This window comes from Actinacidiphila rubida, from assembly GCF_900110255.1.
Classification (GTDB): Bacteria; Actinomycetota; Actinomycetes; order Streptomycetales; family Streptomycetaceae; genus Actinacidiphila; species Actinacidiphila rubida.
The window spans coordinates 41379-65340 of the sequence record NZ_FODD01000043.1 but is presented as its reverse complement, the minus strand read 5'-3'; the positions used below and the strand labels follow the sequence as shown (position 1 = coordinate 65340).

The 23962-nt window shown below is 68.7% G+C and carries 18 protein-coding genes and 1 pseudogene; 6 read left to right on the top strand and 13 right to left on the bottom strand.

All coding sequences use genetic code 11. The features are described 5' to 3' along the window. From BMW99_RS32155 to BMW99_RS32120, 8 genes are all read right to left on the bottom strand, one after another. On the bottom strand, positions 1-204 hold a 204-nt coding region (locus tag BMW99_RS32155; protein ID WP_143080591.1), incomplete at its 3' end, for a helix-turn-helix domain-containing protein. A 212-nt stretch (positions 205-416) separates the two neighbouring features. Continuing rightward, positions 417-1259 (bottom strand): SUKH-3 domain-containing protein, encoded by an 843-nt coding sequence (locus tag BMW99_RS39510; RefSeq protein ID WP_176735418.1) that lies wholly within the window; start codon positions 1257-1259, stop codon positions 417-419. A gap of 304 nt (positions 1260-1563) precedes the next feature. After that, positions 1564-1839 (bottom strand): aldo-keto reductase family protein, encoded by a 276-nt coding sequence (locus BMW99_RS32145; protein ID WP_075018059.1) that lies wholly within the window; start codon positions 1837-1839, stop codon positions 1564-1566. A 225-nt stretch (positions 1840-2064) separates the two neighbouring features. After that, positions 2065-2253: a DUF6126 family protein gene (locus tag BMW99_RS42770; RefSeq protein WP_069462502.1), complete on the bottom strand. Its 189-nt coding sequence runs from the start codon at positions 2251-2253 to the stop codon at positions 2065-2067. Positions 2254-2329: 76 nt separating this feature from the next. Continuing rightward, on the bottom strand, positions 2330-2773 hold the full coding sequence (locus BMW99_RS32135; protein WP_176735419.1) for an ATP-binding protein: 444 nt from the start codon (positions 2771-2773) through the stop codon (positions 2330-2332). A 145-nt stretch (positions 2774-2918) separates the two neighbouring features. Next, a complete protein-coding gene (locus BMW99_RS32130) occupies positions 2919-4568 on the bottom strand; it encodes a SulP family inorganic anion transporter (RefSeq protein WP_079138248.1) in 1650 nt (549 codons plus the stop codon). 80 nt (positions 4569-4648) lie between these two features. Then, complete coding sequence (locus BMW99_RS32125) at positions 4649-5020, bottom strand: ArsR/SmtB family transcription factor (protein ID WP_069462504.1); 372 nt, start codon at positions 5018-5020, stop codon at positions 4649-4651. A gap of 5 nt (positions 5021-5025) precedes the next feature. Further along, entirely contained in the window at positions 5026-5223 is a 198-nt protein-coding gene (locus tag BMW99_RS32120) for a hypothetical protein (RefSeq protein WP_107451483.1), read from the bottom strand. A gap of 849 nt (positions 5224-6072) precedes the next feature. Between BMW99_RS32120 and BMW99_RS40925 the strand changes: the two genes are divergently transcribed. Next, positions 6073-6267 (top strand): hypothetical protein, encoded by a 195-nt coding sequence (locus tag BMW99_RS40925; RefSeq protein ID WP_141726032.1) that lies wholly within the window; start codon positions 6073-6075, stop codon positions 6265-6267. Here the strand turns inward: BMW99_RS40925 and BMW99_RS32115 are convergent. Beyond that, entirely contained in the window at positions 6248-6703 is a 456-nt protein-coding gene (locus BMW99_RS32115; RefSeq protein WP_069462506.1) for a GNAT family N-acetyltransferase, read from the bottom strand. The two genes, BMW99_RS40925 and BMW99_RS32115, sit on opposite strands and share 20 nt — an antisense overlap. Before the next feature lie 342 nt (positions 6704-7045). Between BMW99_RS32115 and BMW99_RS42365 the strand changes: the two genes are divergently transcribed. Together BMW99_RS42365 and BMW99_RS41545 are read left to right on the top strand one after the other, a co-directional pair. Continuing rightward, the gene (locus BMW99_RS42365; protein WP_245791714.1) at positions 7046-7693 is read left to right on the top strand and encodes a glycosyltransferase; all 648 of its coding nucleotides are present in this window, start codon (positions 7046-7048) and stop codon (positions 7691-7693) included. Further along, positions 7624-8352 carry a glycosyltransferase gene (locus BMW99_RS41545; RefSeq protein ID WP_245791715.1) on the top strand — a complete coding sequence of 243 codons (729 nt, stop codon included), beginning with the start codon at positions 7624-7626 and terminating at the stop codon, positions 8350-8352. Before BMW99_RS42365 ends, BMW99_RS41545 begins: the two co-directional genes overlap by 70 nt. Before the next feature lie 236 nt (positions 8353-8588). On the opposite strand, the gene BMW99_RS32105 is transcribed toward BMW99_RS41545, so the two are convergent. After that, positions 8589-9617 carry a DUF4331 family protein gene (locus BMW99_RS32105; RefSeq protein WP_069462561.1) on the bottom strand — a complete coding sequence of 343 codons (1029 nt, stop codon included), beginning with the start codon at positions 9615-9617 and terminating at the stop codon, positions 8589-8591. A gap of 279 nt (positions 9618-9896) precedes the next feature. On the opposite strand from BMW99_RS32105, the gene BMW99_RS32100 reads away from it, so the two are divergent. Next, positions 9897-10805, top strand: a complete 909-nt coding sequence (locus BMW99_RS32100; protein WP_069462560.1) for a LysR family transcriptional regulator — start codon at positions 9897-9899, stop codon at positions 10803-10805. A 570-nt stretch (positions 10806-11375) separates the two neighbouring features. On the opposite strand, the gene BMW99_RS32095 is transcribed toward BMW99_RS32100, so the two are convergent. After that, positions 11376-11564, bottom strand: coding sequence for a hypothetical protein (locus BMW99_RS32095; RefSeq protein ID WP_141726039.1), 189 nt, complete (start codon positions 11562-11564; stop codon positions 11376-11378). 778 nt (positions 11565-12342) lie between these two features. Here BMW99_RS32095 and BMW99_RS32090 point away from each other — a divergent pair. Both BMW99_RS32090 and BMW99_RS32085 read left to right on the top strand, forming a co-directional pair. Further along, positions 12343-12666, top strand: a pseudogene (locus BMW99_RS32090) (transposase); the annotation flags it as partial. Positions 12667-12755: 89 nt separating this feature from the next. Beyond that, on the top strand, positions 12756-14855 hold the full coding sequence (locus BMW99_RS32085; RefSeq protein WP_069462562.1) for an ATP-binding protein: 2100 nt from the start codon (positions 12756-12758) through the stop codon (positions 14853-14855). A 337-nt stretch (positions 14856-15192) separates the two neighbouring features. Here the strand turns inward: BMW99_RS32085 and BMW99_RS32080 are convergent, their stop codons facing one another. Together BMW99_RS32080 and BMW99_RS32075 are read right to left on the bottom strand one after the other, a co-directional pair. Continuing rightward, complete coding sequence (locus BMW99_RS32080; protein WP_141726038.1) at positions 15193-15654, bottom strand: hypothetical protein; 462 nt, start codon at positions 15652-15654, stop codon at positions 15193-15195. Positions 15655-15785: 131 nt separating this feature from the next. Then, positions 15786-23924, bottom strand: a complete 8139-nt coding sequence (locus BMW99_RS32075; protein ID WP_075018058.1) for a DNRLRE domain-containing protein — start codon at positions 23922-23924, stop codon at positions 15786-15788. Positions 23925-23962: the final 38 nt, after the last annotated feature.

The window sequence follows — 23962 nt, the reverse complement described above, 5'->3', positions numbered from 1 at the left end:
CTCAAGCAGTTCACGGATCTGCGGCTCGACCACATCTACGATCGAACCCTTCGGCGCCCGCTGATACTTCGGCGGCGCATCGTCCGCGATCGCCCTGCGGACAGTGTTTCTCGCGATGGCCAGCTTCCTCGCGATCGCCCGCACCGGCATCTGCTCGGCGCGATGAAGCCGGCGGATCTCCGCCCAGTCCTCCACGCTGATCACCCATCCTCCCGGCCTGACTCAACGAGCCAGACCCTTGAAGGGGGTCAACTTTCAAGCGCCGCCACTGGTCCACTTTTCAGCCGTCGCCGACAGCGGGCGCGGCAGCCCGGGGCATCTGGCAGGAGACGGACACCCGTTGACCACCGCGGGAAGCCGGACGAACGGCGACGGGCGCGGGGCGAGCGGCCCGCGCGCAGTCGGGCGGCGGGACGCTACGGCTCTGCGACGGGTGTGGGCGGAGTGCCTGCGACAAGTTTTTCCAGCGCTCCCTGAGCCGGGCCGAACGTTGCAACCCAGGTCTCGACGAGGTAGATCTCGCTGTTCTCGTCGATGGCCAGGAAGAACCGGCCTTCGTCAAGTTCACCGATGGGAAAGAGGCTGCGGCCGATTTCCTCGCCCCACTCGGCAAAGCGGTCCGTCTCGCTTGCCAGGCACTGCGCGTCCAGGTCGAACGAGACGTGCGAACCCATGCTCAGCCCCCCGAACTCGGCGAGGAAGCGTTCGGCTGCCTCGTGCATGCGGACGTGACCGCTCTCTTCCAAGGTCGCCCGCCAGACGTCGGTAGCGACCTGGCGTCCGGGCCACCACCCTGCCGCACGCAGCGACTCTTCGGTCCTCGCGGAGAAGTCGACAGATTCGGCCGGCTCGCGCATCGGGGTCGCCGTCGCATCCACCCATGCTTCGATGCGGGCCCGGGTCTCCTCAGCTGTCTCCCGGCCAGGCAGAGGCTGCCCGGCTTCATCGGGCCAACTGGGACGCCACTTCAGGAGCCATTGGTCGAAGTCGTCGCGCAGGAAGCTGCGGTCGACCGGCTTGAGCCGCAACTGGGGTCGATCATCCGCCCACCAGACTTCGAAGTCGGCGACCGTTCCCACCACCGGCCAGCGCTCTGGTTCGACGGCCAGCAGCAGCACGTCGACAAAACCTCCGATCGGAAGGCCCAGATCCACGAAGAACCCGATGGCGCCTGGATGAGGAACGAGGCTTACCCGCCCTTCCAGTCGCTGTCCCAAACGCAGGTCCTTCCGGATGCGATCCCACTCCTCGTCACTCACCACGAGGTGCATCCTCGCAGCCGTCTGAACAGGCGTCGAGGATCAAAGAGAGGCCCTGACAAGGGCGCTGTGGACGATCACGCACATCCCCACGTCCGCGGTCACGTACTTCCCCAGGTCGCCGAGACGGTGCTTCGTATCCTGCTCTCCTGATGGTGCCGCCCTGCCTGCGCGTGCAGTCGGACCCCCGTCAGCATCAGAGAAGGGGGAAGCGCCGTGTCGAGCCTCGTGGTTGCCCGCGCTGCGCTGGGTGAGCAGGGGCGTCCCCTCACTGCCATCGGCCGAGCCGCAACGCTTGTCTGGCTCACCTTCGGTGACGAGGTGCCGTGGGTGAACCATCGCGGCGAGCAGATGGTGCGCTGCGCGGGCCGATGATCGGCACGTACGCCGTGGCCGCCCGCGCGCCCTGCTGGCGCAGCCAGGCGATGGCGACGTGGGAAGCCGGCACGCCGAGCTCTGTGCCGATGTCGAAGACGGCCTCGACGATCGCGGTCTTCTGCGCGGTTTCCTCGAAGAACCCGACGGCCTTAGGCCGGGCATGCTGCCACCGCACCAAACGTCGGCGAAGCAACGTGACCACACCTTCAGAGGTCGACGGAGGCGCTGAAACTCCCGCGGTCCCACCGATCAGCGCGGGCGGAAGGCACCGGCAGGAGGGGCGAGTCGACCGAAGGACCACCCAGGACCGTGCCCAACAGCGCGACATAGGCGGCACGAGCCTGCCATCGGCTGATCGTGGTCTCAAGATCCCGCACATGGTCCGCGGCCCCTTGGAAACCCCGGGCATGCGTGCGCGGCACTCGGGTCATTTGTGTGAGTGGGCGCCGACGTAGAACAGCAGCCAGAGGAATCCTGCGAAGACGTGGCCGGCGATGACGTACACGAACACGCGGAGGATCACACCGCGTTCCTTGTACTTCTCGCTGCCGGCGCCCTTATCCCGGGGGGTGCCTGGCGCGAGGCCGTCGGGTTCGGAGGTGGGCTTGTCGGGCATCAGTGGGTTCCGTTCTGCAGCAGCCTTGGGGCAGCGTCTGGGACAGGGCGCGGCGGTAGCTGGGGGTGAGACATGCTCACCTGGTGCTCGGAGTTTGGAAACGGACTCGCATGGATTTCCCGGCGCCGTCCGGCAGAGCCTGCGCGCGGAGGTTCCCGCTGTACTGCTCAGCCAGCTCCACGACGGTTCGAAGGCCCGCGCCCAGCGACGGTGGCGAGAGGTCCGGCAGCCGCGGGTCTTGGTCCGCCACGTCGACCATCAGCCGGCTGCCGTGGATCGTGATCGTCACCTCCGCCGTTGCTGAGCGGCCGCCGGCATGGCGCAGGACATTGCTGACGAGTTCGCTGACGACCAGCAGCACGGCGTCGCTGAACGCGGAGCGGCGGTCGAATCCGAACTCAGTAAGGACCTCGGTCACGTCGAGCCGAGCGGCCGTCACCGCCCCGGGCTCCAGCGACAGCGTCAGATGAAAGCTCCGGCTCTCTGCCCGCCACCTGCCAACGGTGGCCACACGCGTCACCGGGACACCTTCTGCCCGTGACATCTACGAGGCTGCCCAAGCAGCGTCGGATGCGTGCTCGAGCCCGGGCGCCCCCGCCGGATGACCTGTCGGGTCCGTGATGGGGGTGTGAGGTGCGCTTGCTGAGCGCCGGCGCCGTTGGCCATCACTGCGTTCCTGCCGGGGCCGGGATGCTCGACGGTGCGGCGGCGACGAGGCCCTGGGTGTGGAGGTACCGGTGGGCGTAGGCGATCGCTTCGGGGGTGCCGGCGAAGACGCGGCCGGCGTCGTGAAGCCGGTCGAGGACGCCGAGGGCGTTCAGCCGGGTGAGGTGGTCCTCCTGGACTCCGGAGACCAGGACCAGGGTTCCGCGCCGGGTCAGCCGCTCGATCGTGTCCCGAAGGACCTTCGCCCCGGATGCGTCCAGCGCCGAGACCCGGGACATGCGCAGGATCACCGCCTCGACGTGCGCCTGTTCGGTGAGCTCCAGCAGGAATCGGTGGGCGGCGAACAGCAGCGGGCCCTCGATCCGGTAGGCCACGATGTGCTCGGCCAGTAGCGTCAGTTCCTGCTCGTGCCGGTCGGCGGGGGCAAGGTCCGCGTGAAGCGGCACCTGCTCGAGCCGGGCGGCGCGGGCGACTTGCCGCAAAGCCAGGACGCCCGCGGCGACCATGCCCGCGATCACCGCGGTGGTCAGCGTGAACACCAGCGTCACGGCCGCCGTCAAAGTGAGGGTCATGGCCTCGCCGCGGCCTGAGCGCGCCAGTGCCCGCACGTTGCCGACCTCGACCATGCGCACTGCTGTGGCGATCAGGACGCCGGCGAGCGCGGCCAGCGGAATGTGCGCCACCAGCGGTGCGGCGGTGAAGACGATCGCGGCGAGCACCGCGGCGTGCACCAGGGCGGACAGCCTGGAGGCGGCACCGCTGCGGACGTTCACCGCGGTACGGGCGATCGCCCCGGTGGCGGCGACACCCCCGAACAGCGGGGCCGCGACGTTGGCCAGGCCCTGGCCGAACAGTTCCCGGTCGCTGTCGTGCCGCTCGGACACGCTCATCCCGTCGGCGGCGGAGGCGGACATCAGCGATTCCAGGGCGGCCAGCGCCGCTACCGCCAGCGCGGGCAGCAGCAGCGCGCTCAGGTGTCCCGCCTCGAAGAAGCCGACCGAGGGCCGCGGCAGCCCAGCCGGCAGGGGGCCGATGGTGGGGACCGGCAGATCGAAGGCCGCCACCGTGAGCGTCGCGGCGACCACGGCGACCAGCGAGAACGGCACACCGGGGCGCAGGCGTGCCCCCAGCAGCATCACGGCGGCAACGCCGGCGGCCACGCCGAGGACCGCGCCGTGGGGATGGGCGGCGAAATCCCCGGCGGCCCTGACGGCCACGACGGCCGGGTTGCCACCCGACGGTGCGTGCACGCCCAGCGCATTGGGGATCTGCTGCAGTCCGATGACGGCCGCGATGCCGACGGTGAAGCCCTCGATCACCGGTACCGGCACGTACGCCATCCAGCGGCCCGCGCCCAGCAGGGCCAGCGCCATCAGGAGCAGTCCCGCCACCAGCCCCACCGTCAGCACGCCGTCGGCGCCGTACTCGTGGACGATCGGGACCAGGACCACGGTCATGGCCCCGGTGGGACCGGATACCTGCAGGTTGGATCCGCCGAAGACGGCAGCCACCGCGCCGGCCACGATCGCGGTGACCAGCCCCGCCTGGGCTCCCATGCCACTGGAGATGCCGAATCCGAGGGCCAGCGGCAGTGCCACGATTGCCACGGTCAGGCCGGCGACGAGGTCCCCGCGGGGGTGGCGGCGCATCGTGCCCAGCGTGGCCCGGTTCGGCAGGACGCCGGTGATGCCCTGCCGCAGGAGCGCACCCACGGCGAGGACGGCAGCCCTCACGAGGCAGCCGTCTCGACCGTCTGAGCCGTCTCGGCCGCGTCCGCCTCCTCGCGCAGCTCCGCGAGAAGATCCTGCTGGCCGGCCAGCAGTTCGGTCAGGATCCGACGGGCCGCGCGCAGCAGCTCCGCGACATCCCCGCCGGCGAGGGAGTAGACGACGGTGTCGGCCTCTCGCACCGACGTCACGATGCCGGAACGCCGCAGCACCGCCAGCTGCTGCGACAGGTTGGACCGCTCGACCTCGATGCTGGCCAGCAGGTCGCGCACCGGCTTCGGCCCGTCCTGCAACAGCTCCAGGATGCGGATCCGCACCGGATGCCCGAGCATCCGGAAGAACTCGGCCTTCGCCTGGTACAGCGGAACCTGCATAGCGCTCAACTCCCCACCCGGCCGCTCGAACCGTCACCGATCGGCGGGACCTCGACACCGTGTTCGCGGGCCAGCTGCAACGCGCTCTCCAACTCGTCCAGGGCCCCACGCGTCCCCAGGACGTCGGTCGACTCGGCGGCCGCGCGCAGTGCCGCACGCGCCGCCCGGACCCGCTCGATCAACGCCTCGGTGAACTCGTCCACAGGAACCCTCCGATGCCGGTCGCCGTCCAGCGGGCGCGGGCCACCCCGTTCCGAGAGCACCGAGGAGAGCACCACCTGTGCCATTAATCCATGAATTGAAGAAATTTTCAATCCGTGCTGAGCGGGCGCCGGTCCAGGCCAGCTGGATGATCTCTTGGCGGCCCGCACCGTTCGGGCCATCGTCACCCCGGGGCGACCCGAGACGGCCCATCGTCGGGGGTGGCCACGGGGGGCCACCGCGCTCCGCACGCCAGGCAAGACCGGGTGGCGGGACCAACCGACGAGGCCGGGAATCGCCGCGTTCCTCGTCACCGCTCCCCAGCCGACACTGGCACTGGCACTGGCACTGGTGGGAGAGGGGTTCCCGGCGGCCGGGAGCGTGACGGCCAAGGGCTGAGCCGCCGGGCAGACCAACTTGTGCCGCCTCGCCCGCACCGCGACAATGCCTCATCCCCGCGCCGCAGGACCCGCATGATCTGCACGCAGGGGACCGCACTCGACGAGCCCACGGCTATCGCCGTCGCGGTCGGCGGGAACCGGGCGGCCGAGCGCCTGCGACTTCGCAGACTCGTAACCTCACGTCCGCGGGCGTGGTGCCCTGCCCAAGCGGCTACTGGCCTACGGGGGTGCGCACACCCAGTGAGACGGTTGGCCAGCACTCTGCGCAGTGATACCTCGAGGCTGCGCCCGCGGAGCCCTTCTGGGTCATTCGGGTTGCCGGAGATGGCTTCGAACAGGTACCGACCTACCACCTGATCCGCGTGCCGGGCCGATCACCTGCCCTCGATTGGGAGGACAAGCTCGTCCTGCGGGCTGAAGCCGGCCCACCCCCACCTCGGCGCCGGCCAGTTGCTGGCCAACGTCCGGACGCCCAGCGGTGGACCCGCCCGGCAGGTCACCGTCGATCAGGACACCGCGGCCGACAGCGACTTGCAATGGGCCTACGTCCTGCACGCCCGCGGTGTGAACGACCCGATCGCCCTGCTGCGGAAGGCTGACGCGGACCTGACCGGTAGAACCGTGGTCAGCGATGCTCGTAGTTGAGCCTTCCGAGAGGCCAGTGCGACAACCACGTCGTGACGGCCGCGTGCAGCGGCGCATCCAGATGGGCACGATCGGCGCGAACCCAGGAGCGGACGTCCGTCGCCCGGGCGTCTCCGTGGGAGGGATAGATGTAAACGCAGCCGATCACCTGGCCGGTGGCAGGCTCGATAACGGTGTAGGTGAACCCGCGGCGCTCGATGAAGTCCTGCTCGTGACGATGCAGGTCCCTCAGATTCGCCTCCAGACTCATCCCGTCTGCGGGAGGCCACCCTCGGTCCTGGAAGCCTGGCGTCGCACGGATGTGCTCGATGCTGCTGGTCCAAGCTGCATGGTCGGCGGCATTGTGCTGGGGCCCCAGCGGCTCCAAACGGAACTGCTCGGTGGCTAGATCCACGGGGACGACGAAGTCGTCCGGAACGAAGGCGTCGTCGGTCATAGGCCCGAGGCTATAAGGAGGGTCAGCCGCCTCGCCGACAAGGTGTCAGGGCCCATGGCCCTGGCGCGGCGACAGATCGAGACCGCAGCCCTGCTCGCGGCCGACACACCAGACCCACGCCGTCACAACGCCGGCTTCCGCCTGGAGTGGCTCCCGCGCAAGGAGGCGAGGGCACGCGGACCCGAGCGGTGACTTGATTGTCGCGTCAAGTACTCTGCCTCTAGATGACCGGTCCATTAGCGAGTGTGGACGTGGCCGTGCGCGTCCACGCTGCCGAATCGTCCGGTCTTCGACGTACTCCTGTCCCCATGCGGACGCAGCCCCTCAGCACGAAACGGAACCATGACAAAGGTCGTCATCACCTCGCTGCCCACGCAGGGACACTTCGCGCCGCTCTCAGCGATCGCCGACGACCTGGTCAAGCGCGGGCACGAGGTGCTCTTCTACACGGGCAGGCTGTTCGAGGAGCGCGCGAAGGCGACCGGCGCGCGGTTCGAGCCGTTCCCCTCGGAGATCGACTACACGGAGCGGGCACCAGGCTCACCGCCGCCCGAGCACGAGCAGCTTCCGCCCGCCGAGCAGATCTCCTACGTCCTCAAACACTTCTTCCTCAACTCCGCGCCCTACCACGACACACGCCTGAGCGAACTGCTCGCGGAATTCCCCGCGACCACGGTAATCGGCGAACTCTCCATCGTGGGAACGCTTCCCATGGCACTGCGCGCTCCTCGGGGCCGGCGGCCGACCCTGGTCCAGATCGGCATCGCTCCCCCGACGTTCGAAAGCGTGGACACGGCGCCCTTCGGGCCCGGCCTGCGCCCAGCACGCCGCAGGAACGCGACCACTACGCGCAGATGCGCTCCCACGCCCGGACGGCGCTGGCCGACGTGCAGCAGCACGCCGAAGCCGTGTTCGCGTCCATGGGCGTCGCACTGCCGGACTTCCTGTTCAACGCCTGGTGCACGATCCCGGACCACCTGCTGCAGTTGAGCGTCCCGGCATTCGAGTACCCGCGCAGCGACGCTCCCGCGGGGTTCCGCCTCATCGGGGCCATCCCTCCGGGCCCCGCAGGTGACTTCCCGCTACCGCACTGGTGGGCCGACCTGACGGCCGGTCGGCGGGTCGTCGTGGTCACACAGGGAACGGTCGCGAACGAAGACCTCGGGCAGCTCGTCGTCCCCACGATTCGGGCCCTGGAGGGCTCAGATGCCGTCGTCGTCGCCGCGACCGCACGCCCCGACGGCCCGGACCTGGTCCGTGCCGCGCTGGGCGACCGCGTCCCCGAGAACGTGCGCCTCGCCGGATTCGTCCCCTTCGAACACCTCCTGCCACTGGCGGACGTCCTGGTCACCAATGCCGGGTACGGCGGGGTGCAGTCCGCGCTGCGGCACGGTGTCCCGCTCGTGGTCGCAGGGGAGACCGAGGACAAGCCCGAGGTCGCCGCGCGCGTCACCTGGTCGGGCACCGGGGTCGACCTGCGCACGGCACGACCGGAGGAAGCCGCACTCCGCGCCGCCGTCGACAGGGTGACGTCCGAAGAGTCGTTCCGGGAGCGCGCGGAGGCCGTCCGGAACGAGATCGCGCAGCACGACCCCTTCGCGGCCGTCGCCGAGATCGTCGAGCGGGGTCGACCGACGACGCGGGGCTGAAGCCCAAGCCTCAGGCGCCCGCGTCCCCGCTGGTCCGCTCGATCGGGATCCAGAGCAGGGAGTCGGTCCCGCGCCGATCTTCACCGGCCGCGCCCGCAGGAGCTCCGGACCCGGTCGGCTCGCAATGGCTGCCGACTGGACGCGCTCGAAGGCGGATTCGTGTGAACGGAGCAGGGCGACGCGGGGGTGGCCGGCACGGCCACCCCCGCATGAGCAGTCCGGAGACCTGCCTCTGGTCAGGCTGTCGGGACGTAGGGGAAGGTCGCGCGCGGCTTGGAGGTGATCGACTCCTTGCCGATGGCGAGGGTGACAGCCCGATTGGCAGCGAAGGAGAACATCGCGTCGGGAGCATTGTCGATCAGCGAGCGGCCGTTCCAGGCGGCGAAGCCGAAGGACGCAGGCGTGCCGACCGTGTAGCGGAGGATGTTCGGCAGGAACCTCTCCGCCACCGTCCGGCCGTAAGCCTCGGCGTGTTCGGCGTTTCCGTAGGCCCGTACGACCCCGGCCACCTTGTCCGTGATCACCTTCCCGTAGGTCTCGCGGTCCTCGGAAGGGTGACTTTCGTTCAGGTGATCGCCCAGGTGCTCGTCCAGCTGGGTGAACAGCGGGTGGATCATCGGCAGCCCGGCGCGGTTGATCTGTCGCCAGCCCCCAGCGTCCGTCGCCAGAGACACGAGGCCCCAGACACCGATTCGGCGATCCGGCCCCGCGATCGGGGCAAGCTCCTCGTCGATGAGTTCCAGGACGAGCGAGTACACCGTGTGGCCGGCGAACAGGTTCGTGGCCAGGTCCGGAGTCCACTCGCCCAGCTCGATCCTCGTGCCGGCCTCGAAGGCGGCCCCCACCGCGTGCAGGACGTCCGGCTCGATCCAGAAGGGGTCGCCGGCCTTACCGGCCCAGGCCCGTCCACTCTCGAACTCGACGACCTGCCCTGTACGGCCCTGGGCGAGGACAACACCGCCGCCGAAGGCATCGCGCGCCTCCGCCCCGGCCAGCCGGCGTACCTCGTACGGCTGAGTGCCATCGCCCTCCGTCTCGCCGAAGGTGAAGCGATAGGTGACCTCCTCGATCGCGTCGCCATTCCCGTCGATCTTGAACTCGTACTTCCCCTCGGGGTGAAGACCGCGCGGGATGTCCTCGCCGGCGAGCGAGTGGCTGTGGTTGGTGACCAGGACCGTGCCCTGCTCGCCCCGGAAGACGTACAGATCGGTGATGTCCAGCCGGGGGTCCTGCCGGGCGATCGGAGAGTCCAGGTGGTGGGACATGGGGTGCGCTCTCTTCCAAGCGTTGGGTCGCGGCGAGCGAGCCGAAGAAACGAACCGGTCGTCGGCTGCCGCAAGGACGGGTCTTCTCCATCGCCTGACCGCACCGGGAGCCACCGGGCTCCGGGCGTGGGCCAGGCGTCGCGGCCGGCAGTGGCGCGGTACGGGGCGTCTGCGTCTTTGCAGAAGCCCCACCCGTCCACCGCCCGCGCTCCCTGATCCTCGGCGGGCGGGAGCCCGCCGGGTACCACCCGATCGGGAATGCCTCTCTAAACTGTGGTTATGAGAACGGCACCCCCCGACCTCAGCAATCTGAGCGTGCTGACGTCAGTGGCGGAGCTCGGCAGCATCGCGCAGGCCGCCGAGCGCCTGGGGATCAGCCAGCCGGCGGCGAGCAAGCGGCTGAGCCAACTGGAGCGCCATCTCGGGCTCAGGCTGGTGAAACGCGACACCCGCGGCTCGGTGCTGACCGTCGAAGGCAAGGCGGTGTGTCAATGGGCCGGGCGGGTACTGGCCGAAGTCGACTCGCTCATGGTCGGCGTCGCCGCGTTGCGCGGAGAACGCGCCATCGATCTGCACCTCGCGTCCAGCATGACGCTCGCCGAACACTTCGTGCCACGGTGGATCAGTGCTCTTCAACGCGTGGCGCCCGACACCTCCGTCACCCTCAAGGTGACCAACTCGGAACGCGTCACCGCGCTCGCCACAGCGAAGCGCATCAACCTGGGGTTCATCGAGACGTCCGCTGTTCCGTCCGGGCTCAACTCACGTCAGGTCGGCAGCGATCGGCTCATCGTCGTCGTGGCCCCCGAGCATCCCTGGGCGCAACTGCTGGAGCCCGTCGACCTGGACGAGCTGGCCCGGACCCGGCTCATCGTCCGGGAAAGAGGTTCCGGCACACGCGAGACCCTCGAACGAGTGCTCGCCCGGTCCGAGGCCAGGCCGGTCAGGCCGCTGATGGTGCTCGACGCCAACGCCGCGGTGCGCAGTGCCGTCATCGAAGGGGCCGGGCCGGCCGTGCTCAGCGCGGTCTCCGTCCAGGAGGACCTCGCCAACGGCCGCATCGTGGAGGTCCCGGTCAGCGGAGCAGACCTTCACCGGCAGCTTCACGCCGTGTGGCCGGAAGATCGCGCACTGACGGGTGCGGGCGGAGAGCTGCTTCAGATCGCACTACGCAGTCGCACCGCATGATGCCCCTGGGGGCGGACACCACGCTGACAGATCCGAGCCGCGGCACTCGCCGAAGGCAGTGACTCGAACGGGTCATCACACCGCTCGGGCAGGCCCAGCGACAGAGGTCACCGCATTGGCCCAAGGCGGCACGCGGGTGGACTTCGCTCACATGCGAGGAGAGCGCCTCATGTCTACATTTGAGGTGGAATGGGTGTTTCGTACTACAGATCAGCTAATTCCTTGCAATGCCTTGACGGCACCCTCTCGCGTCCCGCCTCACTCGGAGCCTACGAACCGCCGGAGGCCGTGGCAGCCTTCGCTCATTGCGGCACCCGAGTGTGCGGGCACCACGCCCACATCGAGTCGGAAGCCGTCGCCGGGGCTCCGGCGGACGCACCGTCCGCCCGGCGAGTGACCTGCGATGTGTGCCACCCGGCCGAAAGCGCCGCCGGACGCCACTGAGACGGGGCATCGGGCCGGCGCTGCCGCAAGGCCCACGCGGCTTGCCCCTGTCCGGCCACCGCTCGTCATCGGGTCCCCACGACACGCCGCTGTCGGCCCGGAAAGGCCGGCTCTCATCGACGACCTCTACGTCTTGGCCGGTGAAGGCAGCACTGTGTTCGTCGTGGACGTGATCTCCAACATCACCGGCGTCTCACCCGAACCAGCTTCCATCCCGAGGTCCGCTACGAATTCGAGGTGCACCTCGACGGCGCCGAACGCGAAGCGCTGACCTACCGATTCTCCTTCGGGCAGCCCGACGCCGATGGCAGCCAACCGCTGCGGGTGCACGCCTTGGCCGGCCCGGACGCACGCGAGGACTCCGCGGAGGGTGAGCTCGTGCTCGAAGGCCGCACGGGCTGCCGGCCATCGTCAACGGGACTGTGGCCAACGGCACCGCGGTGGACCTGTCGTCCTGGCGGCCGCGGGAAGCGATGTGTTCGCCCATGCGGGACCGCAATGACGTCGTTCGGCGGGATGGTGAGTGGGTTCGGCGCACGCTCGAGGAGATCGCGGTGCCGCCGACAATCCGAGACGCCGTCACCGAGCGGCTTGCCCGGATCGGCGCCGAGGCACAACGGGTTGCTGGCGGCTGCTGTACTGAGCGAGCCCGCGGACGAACGCACCCTGGGCGCGGTCAGCGGACTGGGCGGAGCCAAGCACTCCGCGATCGCCCGGCCGTCGAAGCAGCGGTCGCCGACGTCGGGCGCAGCGGCCTGCTCGTCGAGTACGGCTCAGGCGAGGGTCGGATCTCCTTCCGTCACGCACTTGCTGCCCGGACGGTATACAAACGTGCGGTGCCCGCCGCGCGCCGGGCTGCCCACCGGAGCGCGGCAGCCACGCTGGAGACCATGCGGCCCAAGCCCATCGGACGACTCGCCCACCATTGGCGGGAGGCCGGTGAGACGGTGCGCTGGTGCGGGTACGCCGAACAAGCGGCGGACATCGCTCTCGCGACCGGCGACCACATCGCCGCTGTCACCTCCGTCGCCGGCGGGCCGAGATGCCTCCGCAGGGGCCGCCCCAGATGACCACCGCCATCGCCGCGCCGGACGAGAAGTTCCCCGCCGCGGCCGAGCGCCTCGAGGCCGCCCGCGAGGACCTGCTGGCCTTCGCCGCGTTCCCACGCGTGGTCTGGAAGTCGATCTGGTCCAACACCCCGCAGGAACGGCTGAACAAGGAGATCCCCCGTCGCACCGACGTCGTCGGGATCTTCCCCGACCACACCTCGGTCATCCGCCTGATCGGCGCCGTCCTGGCCGAGCAGACCGATGAGTGGATCGAAGCCCGCCGCTACACCGGCAGCGAAACCCTCGCCCGCTGCCGCCTCCGCCCCATCGAAGGACAGGCCTCCGAACCAGTCACCGCCACAGCTTGACCGCCTAACGTGCAAACATCAGCAGTCCGGCTCGGCCAGGTTCGGGAGCGGTGTTTCCCTACGTAGCCAATCAATGCCAGGCTGTCGCCGTGAAGGGTTACATTCCGCTGGAGACGACGAGCTTCGTCGGCAGGGAACGCGAACTGGCGGAGCTGGAAACGGCCTTGAGCCGGCGTCGGCTGGTCTCGTTGACAGGGGTCGGCGGGGTCGGCAAGACACGGCTGGCGCAGCGAGCGGCGGGCGTGGCGGTCGGCGCCAAAATCGGGCAAGCACGGGACATCGGCGGACGAGCCGGTTCCGAAACTGCCGTCGGAGTCTCACGCTTCCCCGATGGCGTCTGGTGGGCCGACCTGAGCACGCTGGAAAGTCCGCGTTTGCTCCTCCCCACCATCAGCGACGCAGTCGACCTCGCCGACCACTCTCCCCAGATGCCCGTGGAGGCGCTGTGCGAGTGGCTGGCGGACAAACGGCTGCTACTCGTCCTCGATTCCTGCGAGCACCTCGTCGAGGAGTGCGCCCGCCTGCTGGGAGACCTTCTGACTACGGTCCCGGGTCTGACTGTTCTGGCCACCAGCCGCCGCCCGCTGGCCTCATGGGTCGAGGACATCCACGAGGTAGCGCCGCTGCCGGCCGACGGGGCAGAGGCACTCGTCCTGTTCAGCGAGCGGGTGGCGGCCAGGCTGGGCCCCACCTGGACGGCCGAGCCGGGCGCACTCGAGGCCGCCGCGTCCATCTGTCGCCGCCTGGAGGGAATCCCGCTGGCGATCGAGCTGGCCGCTGCCCAGGTCGGCCCGACCGCTGTCGGCGAGGTTGCCGCCCAGCTCAGCTCGCGCTTCGATATCTTGGCCCATTCCGGTTTCGTCTGGCCGCGGCGGCACCAGACCATGCGGACCGCGATCGGCTGGAGCCATGAGTTGTGCGCCCCGCTGGAGCGGCTGCTGTGGGCCCGCCTCAGTGTCTTCCGGGGCTCCTTCGACCTCGCTGCGGCTCAAGCGGTCGCTGTCGGCGGGCCCTTGGCTGCCCAGGAGCTGGAGCCGCTTCTGGAGCGGTTGGTCACCCAGAGCGTCGTCGACAAGACCACCGGTGACATCGGCGACCGCTACCGCATGCTCGACACCATTCGCGATTACGGCCACCAATGGTTGCAAGAGCTCGGCGAAGTCGCCGAGCACACCAGGAAGCACGGCGAGTACTTCACCGCACTCGCGCGACGGGCTGATGCCGGCTGGCCGGGCAGCGGCCAGCTCCTCGGCTACCGAATGATCGAGGACGCACACCCCGATCTGCGTTCCGCCCTGGACCACTGGCTTGTCCAGGACCCGGCCCAGGCCGCCGAACTCGCCGCGCTGCTGGTCTACTTCTGGACCTGCTGCGGTCATCTCAAGGAGGCCCGCGACTACCTCGATCGCGCACTGCAAGCCCACACCCTTCCTGGCCCGGCCCGCACTCGTGCCCTGATCGGCCTCGGGGCGACCGTCACCCTGCTCGGTGACCACGAGCTCGCCGCTCGGATCAGCACCGAGGTGCAGGCCGCGATGGACCTCGCCGGCGACAAGGAGGAGCACATCGGCGCCGCGTGTCTCACGGGTCTTCTGAACATGCTCACCGGCCATCCGCATGAGGCCCTCGACGCCGTACGCGCGGCGCTGAACGCCGCCCCGGGCGACGCCTTCGACTCCTCGGACCGGCTGCGCTGCCACTTGATCGAGGTCCTGTCCCTCACCGCCCTGGGTTCCTTCGCCGAAGGCCGGGAACGTGCCATGGAGTTACGCGGACGGTGCGTACAGGTCGGCGAGGTCTGGACCCGCTCCTATCTGGATTACCAGCTCTCCCTCGTCGCCCTCTTCTCCGGATCGCCCGCGGAAGCCGCCGCCTATGCGCGCGCCATGCTGGAGAGCAAACAGCTCCTCGGCGACGCCTTCGGCATCGCGCTGGGACTGGACCTCCTGGCGGCCGCGCTGGCGGCCGACGGCCACCCGGAAAACGCGGCGTCCGTCTACGGCACCAGCGGTGCATACTGGGCAAGCGTCGGCCACCCGCAACGCGGAGCACCAGAACTGCAGGCGATGCGCGAGCAGTGCGAGCGGACAGCCCGCGCCGCGCTCGGCGACGACTCCTACACCACCGCCTATGCCCGCGGTGCGACCATCCACGGCCCCACGGCAGTGGCCACAGCACTCCGCCTTTGACTATGGACGGCGGTCCAGGTCACTCCCGGTGAGACGGTCGGCTGAGCGTCAGGCCGTACCGCCGATGAGCCGGACTTCGACGCCGCCCGCAACGGCCGCTCCCTGCCGCATAGTTCCGGCGCCGTCGAGCGCAACGTAAGGAGTTCGGCATTCCTTGCCGAGCGATGCGCATGCGCATCCATCGGCGCAGTTCGGAGCCGAGGCGGGGCGGACGGCGGCAGGCACGCCGATAAAGAAGGCATGCCCGTGGCAGGCCCAGAATCAACCTCCTCGTGGGCCACCAATTTCCACGGCAGGTAGTAGTGCGGCTGATCTTCGGCCGTCGCTTCGGAACGCGTCAGAACGGCCACCACGGCAGGTGGCCGCCCGGGCACCTGCTCCTCAGGTAGGTGCCCGGGTCCATGCCGTTGTTGACGGAGAAGTCGACGGCGAACAACACAGCGCAGAGCACGAACGCGCCCAGCAGAGCGACCGCCGCACGGCTCCACCGCCTCTGGAGGGGGCAGACGCGCCTGGCGAGGAGGTCCCCCGCGACGAAGGCGGCGCCGTAGACCAGGACCCGGAGCAGCAACAACGGCAGCCACAGCGCCTGCCCGTCGTCGGGCGCCAGATACTCCCCGGGCGCCTCGTCGCTGCAGTACGTCCAGGTGCTCACCAGCGCACCGCTGAGCAGGAGCGAGGAGACGACGCCCGCCAGCAGGCCGATGAACACCCGCAGGCATCCGACTTTGCTCTCGCTCCTCGGCGCGACGAGGCCCGCCGGGTTCGCGGAGGCTGGGTTGGTGGGGGCCGGGTTCATGGGGCACGCCTCTCGTACACATCTCACGGACGGCCGCAGCCGCAGTGATCGTACGGCAGCGGTTCGCAGCGAAGGGGCGGGGGCGCCCCACCGGATCACCCGGTGGGCCGCCCCCGGCGGTCAGCCCCGGATCAGCCCTTGGACAGGCCGATCGGGCTGTTGGGCAGGTCACCTCCCTGCCAGTCCGACCCGGACGGAGGCGCCGTCAGGCTCGACGGGTAGGACTGGTACTCGGAGTACGGAGCCAACTGCGAAAGGTGCGCGTTGATCTCGTCGTCGATCGCCTGAGGAGTCAGCTGGTCCGGCTTGTAATGCGCGTACAGATCGATGCCGATCTGCCGGCCGACCCAGTTCCCCTGGGTGTTCGTCTGCGCGGCCCAGGCGTTGAGTTCGGCGCCGTGCTGGAGGTCGCCCGCACTGAATCCGGCCGCCCGCCCGACGTAGCCGTACGAGATGTTCGCCCAGATGTTGTAGTAGAGCTGGACGTTCGGGTTCTCGTTGAACCGCGTGTAGCCGGGGATCTCGCCCTGCTTGCTCGGCATACCCTGCAGGATCTTGACCACGGGGCCCTTGAAGTCCCACGGCTGGCCGGGAGCGACCATGGTCGCCCATTCTGCGAACGCCGACGTGATGTAGCTGCCGGGGTCGGCACCGGTGAGACCGCTCCACCACGGCGGGTTGGTGCCCATCTTGAGTTCGTCCTTGATGTCGCCGAACTGCCGGCTGCCGAGCATGTTGAAGATGGACGTGTAGATGAAGTCCCGCAGTGCCGTGTAGCGCGCCGACTTGGCGGCCTCGGCCTGCTGGGCCGCGTAGCGGTTCTCACAGGCCTCGATGCCCGCGACGTTACCCTCGCAGCCGCTGCCGTCGTCCGCGATCAGCCGGTGCCCGTCGAGCTCGACGTTGGACAACGGGTTGCCGCCGCCGAACGCGTAGCGGTTTCCGGTGTAGGGGTCCGTCGTCATGCCGCTGTCGGCCAGGGAGCTCTCGTACATGTCCCTGGTCAGGAACCGGTTGTCGGACGGGTCGTAGGTGCGGAACCCCATGTTGTAGTTGCCGGTGTCACTGTCGATCCGGTCCGCGTTGAACCGGTAGACGTTGTACGGGCTGGCCGCGGAGGTGCCGGAGGCGCCGTCGCCGGTTCCCTTGTCGACGCCGGTGTCCTGGCTGGTGTCGTCCTTTCCGTAGGCGGTGTAGCCGTAGGTCGACTTCGTGTTGCCGCTGGCGTCGGTGATGGCCTGCACGTCGGTGTGGGCGTTGTAGCTGTAGTAGCTCGCGGTCTCGGTCCCGTCGGTGGCGTGCGCGATCTGGTCGAGCCGTTCACCGTCGGGGGCGTACTGGTAGGTCTTGGTGACCGTGCCGTTGACCGTCTCGTCCACGATGGCCTTGGACGTGGCGAGATAGTCGAAGGCCGTCGTCTTCGCGCTGCCAGTGCCGGCGTTCTCGACCTGTGTGACGGTGCGGTCGTACGGGTCGTAGGTGTAGTCCGTGGTGACCGTGCTCGATCCGGTGTTCTTGGACTCGGACGCGATGTGGTCAAAACCGTCGTAGGTGTACCGGTTCACCACGGTGCCGGAGGCTGTCACCGTGTCGGTGCGGCCGAAGGGGTCGTAGTTGTAGTCGAGCGTGTTCCCGTTGATCGTCGCCGCCAGCAGGCGGTTCCGATCGTAGGTGTTGTTCGTGGTGGTCGCGCCGACGGTCTGGCTGGTGATGTTGCCCGCCAGGTCGTAGCTGTAGGTCTGGTTGTCGTTGCCGTCGGAGTTGGTGACGGAGGCGATCTGGTCCCGCGGTGTGTATGTGTCGGTTGCCGTGCGGTTCAGGTCCGAGGCGCTGTTGTCCGCGCTCTGGGTGGTCGAGGCGTCCTGCGTCTGGTTGCCGTTGGGGTCGTAGGTGTAGCTGTGCTGGGCCACCACCGTGCCGCCGGAGGTCTTCTCGACCGCGCCCGCCAGCGAATCGTCCAGATTGTAGGTGGAGGTCACGACATTGCCGTTGGCCTTGGTCTCGGTGGATATCCTGCCGGTGGCGGTGTAGGTGTAACCGGTGGTCTTCCCGCTGTCGCCGGAGTTCTCCTTGTTGACCACCTGCGTCACCAGGCTGCGCACGTCGTAGCCGAACGTGGCGGTGCCGCTGTCGTGTGTCTGGCTGACCAGTTTGCCGACGGAGTCGTAGCCGAATCCGGTGGTGTGTTTGACGGTGCCGCTCAGCTTCTCCTGCAGCTGCGTCAGGCGCCCCAGTCCGTCGTAGGAGTAGGCGTAGTCGTCGTACTGGGCGTTCGGCGACGTGTCGGCCAGGTCGCTGAGACTGCCGTTCGGGTCATAGGCGTAGGTGAAGGAGAGCGGCTGCGGCTGGGTGTCGCCGGAGTTGTCGCGGACCACCTTGATCGCGTCCGCGGTCACCGTCCCGCCGGAGCTCTGCGCCAGCGAGACCTGCTGGCCGCTGCCCGCCTGGGTGAAGGCGAACTTGCCCAGGGAAACCCACGTTCCGGCGTTCTTGCTCTGGTCGACAGTCGCGGTGGCCGTGCTGGTACCGCCGTTGTACTTGACGGTGTATCCGGCAGCGGTCGCCGCCCCCGCCACACTCGGGTACTGGGCGTAGACGGTGTAGTTGCCGTCCTGGGGGATGTTGAGGTTCCAGGTGAAGGCGTCGGTACCCGACCCGGACGCGTGACTCTGGTAGTTGGAGCCGTCGTAGCCGGTGCCGGTGCTGGAGGTGCTCCATGTGCCGGTCGCTGCCACGTTCTGGGTGTCGGAGTTGTCGACCATCTCGACGTTCAGGCCGACCGGGACGCCGTTGTCGCTGTGCGTCGCCAGCTTGCCGTCCGGGAAGTATGTCCAGGCCTGGGTGCGGGAGGAGGAGCCGCCCGCGCTGGTGATGCTGCGAGCGGTCTGCTTGCCGATCGCGTTGTAGTCGTAGGCAGTGGTGATGCCCCAGGGGTCGGTGGACGACTTGGTCCAGCCGTTGTCCCAGTAGCCGGTGGTGGTCACGGCCTTTGCCGTGCTGTTGCCCGAGGCGGGGGCCGTCACCTTGATGACACGGCCGTCGGCGTCGTAGGTGTAGTCGGTCTCCGGCGCGGTGTTGTAGTTCGCGTCGTTCGGGTTGTAGGCCCCGAACTCTGCGCTCTTGCGGTTGTCCGCGTCATAGCTGGTCTTCGTGGTGAAGGCGTTGGCGATGCCGGAGGCCACTCCGCGAGGTGAGACGACGGCGGTCCGGTTGCCGGCCTGATCGTACTGGTACTGCGTGGTGTCGTAGCTGATGGTGCCACCGGAGCTGGTGTGCGGTACCTGCTGCTGGATCAGGTCGCCGTTCTGGTCATAGCTGAGCAGCGTGGTGTTGCCGTTCTGGTCCGTGGTGGACGACTTCAGACCGTCGATGCCGTACGCGGTCGAGGTGGTGTCGCCTGCCGGGTCGGTCACCGTGGTGGCGCGATGGTCCAGGTCGTAGTCCGTCTTGGCGACGTGGCCCAACGGGTCGGTCACCTGTGTCTTGTTGCCGACGGTGTCGTAGGCGGTGGTGGTCTTGTGCCCCTCGGCGTCGGTGACCGAGGTGGCCTGGTTGGCAGCGTCGTACGCGGTCGTGGTGGTGTACGAACCGGCGGCGGCGCCCTGGACGTTGCCGTCCGGAGTGGTCGTGGTCAGCCGGTTGCCCACCGCGTCGTAGGTGTACGTGGTGATGCGGGCCGGCGAGCCGGTGCTGTCCTGCGGGGCGGTGGCCGACGTCACCTCGTCGTTGCCGTCGTACGCCATGCTCGTCACGGCGCTGTTGGCCGCGGTCTTCTGGGTGACGTTGTCGTTGGCGTCGTAGAGCGGGGCGGGGGTGGTGATGAAGAGCCCGTTGGCCTGGTCCTTGGGCTCCGTGACCTCCAGCGGGCGGCCGAAGACGTCATAGGTGCGCGTAGTGGTGTGGCCCAGTGCGTCGGTGGCCGACGTGATCTCGCCACGCGAGCCGTAGACCGTGCTCCCCGTGTTGCCGAGCGGGTCGGTGGCACTCTTCGGGTAGCCCGACGGGTCGTAGGCGGAGTAGGTGGTGGTGTTGTTGCCCGGGTCCTTGACCGTCAGCAGCTCACCCAGGCTGTCGTAGGTGTAGCTGGTGGTGTACCCCGAGCCCGCTGCAGTGCCGGCGGGGCTCTGCACGCTGGTCAGGTTGCCGTGCGTGTCGTAGCCGTAGTGCCAGTGGCGGCCGGCCGGGCTGACCTTGTCGGTGATGTCGGCGATGTGGCCGGACAGCGCGGTCTGGTACGTGTAGGTGATGGCGGCCGTGCCGCCCGCGTTGGCGACCGCGTCCGTGTGGCTGAGCGGGACGCCGGTGTTCGGGTCGTAGGTCCAGGTGCTGACGGCACCGTTGGCCTCGGTCAGCGATCTGACGTTGTTGTCGGCGTCCCAGGCCAGGTTGGTGGTGCGGTTCAGCGGATCGGTTGACTGCAGCAGCCGCCCGTTGGAGTCGGACTCGTACGACGCGGCATGACCGTTGGGATCGGTCACGGTGGTCGTGATCACCGAGTTGGCGACCGAGCCCGGCTCGGTGTAACCGATGCCCGTGGTGTGACCGAGGCGGTCGGTGATGTTCTGGGTCCACCAGTGGACCTTCGGATCCGTGGCCGGGTCGTAGTAGGCGATCTTCGTGCTGTTCCCCCGCGGGTCGGTGACCTGCGTGAGCTTGACGTTCTTGTTGCCCTGCGTGGCGTCATAGGTGAAGCCGAAGGTCTTGGCGGCGCTGCTGCCGGACCCGTCGACCATGCGCGCCATCAGGCCGTTGGTGGTGTAGTAGAAGGCGATCGTCCGGCCGGATACGTCGCTGATCGACTTGACCTGGTCGATGATCTGCGGGTCCGTCAGGTTCGTACCGGATACCAGGGCGCCGGTGGAGTCGACGTAGCTGTAGGTGTCGCCCTTGGCGTAGTAACTGACCGTCAGGGTTTTACGGCCCGTCGGGTCGGTGATGTACGCCAGGAACTCCCGCGGCGCGTTCTGCGACTGCCGGGAGGTGTAGGTGAAGTCGGCCTCGTTGCCGTTCTTGTCCACCACCGCGGTCGGGAAACCGTTGCAGTCGTAGTAGAACGCGGTACGGTCCGGGCGCGTCATCAGCCAGGCGCGCGAGTTGGTGACCTGCGGTCCGCAGGACGCCAGTTGCTGCAGGAACAGGTGCACGCCGGCGGGGGATGTCCAGGTGCTGGTGGTGGAGTTCCAGGTCCATACGTGGCTGGTGCCGTCACCGTCGGTCATGGTGACCTCGGTGGGGTTCGGGTTGGGGTGGAAGTCCAGGGGACTGCCGAGCCGGGTCGGCGTGGAGGCCTGCAGGGACCACCCGTAACCCATCGCCGCGTCGGTGGTGTCCAGCGAGTTGTACGAGACCCGGACGAAGGTGGCAAAGCCACGCGACGGGTTCGAGAAGGCGTTGTAGTTCCACACCGTGTTACCTGAGGAGGCGTTGCTGTACAGCGCCGCGCCCGCGCCGGTGGCCCGGGTGGTGTATTGGTAGAACTTCTCCAGCCCGAGCTGGTTGGAGCCGGGCTCCTCCACGCCTGTGGCCTGGGCCAGCGATCCGATGCCACCGCTGGAAGTGGACAGGTAGGCCCCGGTGGAGGTGTTCTTCAGGTCCCACGCGAGTGCGTACTGCCCGCGGGTGTTGGTGTCGCTCGGGGTGGGCGGGGTGACCTGTGCGTTGATGGTCTGCTGCGAGCCGGGAGCCATGTCGGCCGGCAGTTTGGTGGTCAACTGGTTCCCCGAGCCGGTGACGTCGGTGCCGTCGGGCAGGGTCCAGTGGTACGTCAGCTGCTCGGTCGAGGCGGCCCAGGTGGAGTTCGTCGTGTTGTTCACGGTCACCGGCACCGTGTAGGTGGTGCCCGGTGCCATCTTCGTCGGGGTGGTCGGCGCGTAGTACGTGTCGCCCGGGGTCGGGTCGAGGTAGGTGACCACCAGTGCCGGGGCCAGCAGCGGCTCGGCGGTGTTCGGGCCCGCGAACAGGGTCCGCTCCTGCGGCGCGCCCGACGCCTCACTGGACAGCTTGATCTCCAGACCGTGGTTCGAGCTGGGCGTGTTCACCCAGCCCTGCACGATCCCGGTGGCATCGAAGTTCTGGCGGTTGGGGTCGTCCGTCAGAGCGGAGATCGTACCGTTGGCGGTGGGCGCGTAGTCGCCGCCCGGGGTGGTCCAGGCCGTGCCGGTGGCGGCGTTGTTCCAGGTGGCCTGCGAACCGGTGAAGCTCCGGTTGAGGGCGTGCAACTCGTAGACGGCCCCTGCGGTTCCGGTGGTGGTCTGCTCCTGCCAGACCTTGAGGTGAGCCTCCATGACGGTCGCGGTGGAGGGGATCGAGGACGGCAGCGTCCCGAAGCCGAACACCGCGCGGGCGTTCCCGTAGGTGGCGGAGTTGTCACCGACCTCCAGCCACTGCTGCGGCACCGAGGAGGAGCCGTCGGACAGGGTGTTCAGCACCGTGGTCGGCTTAGCCGACGACAGCGTGGTCGCCGAACCGCCACGCAGGATCACGGTCGTCAGACCAGCCTTCGGCAGCCTGACCAGCTGGGTCGGCGCCGGAATCAGCGCCCCCGAGGCGGTCTTGACCACCACCATGTAGTAGTAAGCGTTGCCGTACGGGTCGGTGCTGCTGGTCGGCGTCGGCTGTGCCGTGGTGTCCGTGAAGCTCGTGGTGCCGGCCGCGACCGGAGCCACCTCGGTGGAGGACGACGGAGTGAAGGTCTGGTACACGCTGCGGTGCACCTGGTACTCGACGAGGTCGTTCGCCGAGTTGCCCGTTCCATTGGTGTAGCCGGACCAGGACAGCTCCGCACCGGTGGAGTGGATCACCGACGGCGGGTCCAACGTCACGCCCGGCACCCCGTACGTGAGCACCAGCTGCGGGTAGTTGGCCGTCTCCCCGCCGTAGGCGTAGAGACTTCCCTCGTACCGCGGACCGCCCTGGTTGAGCGTCGACTCGTTCGCCGCCTTCACCACGAACCCGTAATTCGGCGACGTGCCGTTGAGCCACCCCTGCACCGTGGACGTCACCGGGAAGGAGTTCCACACGTCCTGCGTGTTCGCTGCCTTGGTCGCGGTCCCCGACAGGGCGCCGGTGATCGCGTTCGCGCTGTTCCACGTCGCGGTCGTCGGGTCCCAGGCCGCGCCGGCCGCGTGGGCCTCCAGGGGAACGTTGTTCGCCGCGGTGGTGTGCGTCTGGTCGTAGTACAGGTTCAGCGACGCGGAGGAGATCGTCGTGTTCGCCGGGACCGTGGGCAGCGGGAACTTGATCAGCGCCCGCGACGCCCCGGTACTCGTGGTGCCGACCGACAGCCGCCAGCTGGTGTCGTAGTTCGACGACGGCCCGTCCGAGGAGATCATCACGTTCGCGGCCTGCGACGGAGTCGGAGCGACCAGGATCGTCGGATCGATCGTCACCGGATAGCGGCGCCCGGAGGCGGCGAGCCAGGACGCGTCGGGGCGCAGCGTCAGCCGCAGCGTGCTCGTCGTGGCGTTCCAGTCCATCGACTGCGAGATCTTCGTCGAGTACACGTTCCCGTACGGTGAGGAGGCATCCGCGCGCGCGTCGGACATGTACGGTGCCGGGATGACGAACGCCGGGCTCACGGCCTCCGTGCCGTAGAAGGCGATCGACCCGTCCCGGCGCCGGCGGGGGGTGAACCCGCCGAGTTTCAGCGTGAAGGAGTACGAAACTCCGGGTGAGGGCGCCTTGTTGAGGACGATGCGCTCCTTCAGGCCGCCCTCACCGACCTGGTACGCCAGATCCGCACCGCCGGCCAGCGCACCCGGATAGGTGACGGTGTCGCCGGACACCTTCGGCACTCCGGTACGGGCCTTGTCGGCGCCCATCTGCACGTATCCGGTGCCCTGTTCCACCCGGACCAGCGAGTTCGCGTGCGCTGAGAAGTAGCTGCGCAGCGAGTTGGAGGCCGCGGCGAGAGAGAATCCGCGGTGGGAGAGCGGGACGACCTTCGTGGAGATCGTCTGCCATGCGCCGTTTCCGTCCCGGTAGTGGACGGGCACCGCCGAGAGCACCTCGCGCACCCGGCCGTCCGACAGCCGGAAGAACGACGCGTTGGCCGTGCGGCGCTGTTTCAGCTCGGCGACGACGTGGGCCTTCGGGTCCGCCTTCACGCGCGGCGCGGTTCGCCCCCTGGGCGCTGTCCAGTCGAACGTCGAAGACTTGGGATGGGACGGCTTGATGCCGGTGACATCGCCGTTCTTGTCGCGTGGGATCACGCTGGATCCCTTGGTGTGCGTGGTCGCGTAGGCGACCTGCGGCAGCGCGGTCGCGAACATCGCCGCCACCGCGGAAACCACAACCAACCGTCTGAGCC

What these genes read in the sequence shown, in the direction of transcription:
- BMW99_RS32125 (WP_069462504.1), bottom strand. Translation starts at nt 5,020, where the DNA reads ATGCAGGTTCCGCTGTACCAGGCGAAGGCCGAGTTCTTCCGGATGCTC.
- BMW99_RS32105 (WP_069462561.1), bottom strand. Translation starts at nt 9,617, where the DNA reads ATGTCCCACCACCTGGACTCTCCGATCGCCCGGCAGGACCCCCGGCTG.
- BMW99_RS32075 (WP_075018058.1), bottom strand. Translation starts at nt 23,924, where the DNA reads ATGTTCGCGACCGCGCTGCCGCAGGTCGCCTACGCGACCACGCACACC.
- BMW99_RS32100 (WP_069462560.1), top strand. Translation starts at nt 9,897, where the DNA reads ATGAGAACGGCACCCCCCGACCTCAGCAATCTGAGCGTGCTGACGTCA.
- BMW99_RS32130 (WP_079138248.1), bottom strand. Translation starts at nt 4,568, where the DNA reads ATGCGCCGCCACCCCCGCGGGGACCTCGTCGCCGGCCTGACCGTGGCA.
- BMW99_RS42365 (WP_245791714.1), top strand. Translation starts at nt 7,046, where the DNA reads ATGACAAAGGTCGTCATCACCTCGCTGCCCACGCAGGGACACTTCGCG.
- BMW99_RS32080 (WP_141726038.1), bottom strand. Translation starts at nt 15,654, where the DNA reads ATGAACCCGGCCCCCACCAACCCAGCCTCCGCGAACCCGGCGGGCCTC.
- BMW99_RS41545 (WP_245791715.1), top strand. Translation starts at nt 7,624, where the DNA reads ATGGGCGTCGCACTGCCGGACTTCCTGTTCAACGCCTGGTGCACGATC.
- BMW99_RS32115 (WP_069462506.1), bottom strand. Translation starts at nt 6,703, where the DNA reads ATGACCGACGACGCCTTCGTTCCGGACGACTTCGTCGTCCCCGTGGAT.
- BMW99_RS42770 (WP_069462502.1), bottom strand. Translation starts at nt 2,253, where the DNA reads ATGCCCGACAAGCCCACCTCCGAACCCGACGGCCTCGCGCCAGGCACC.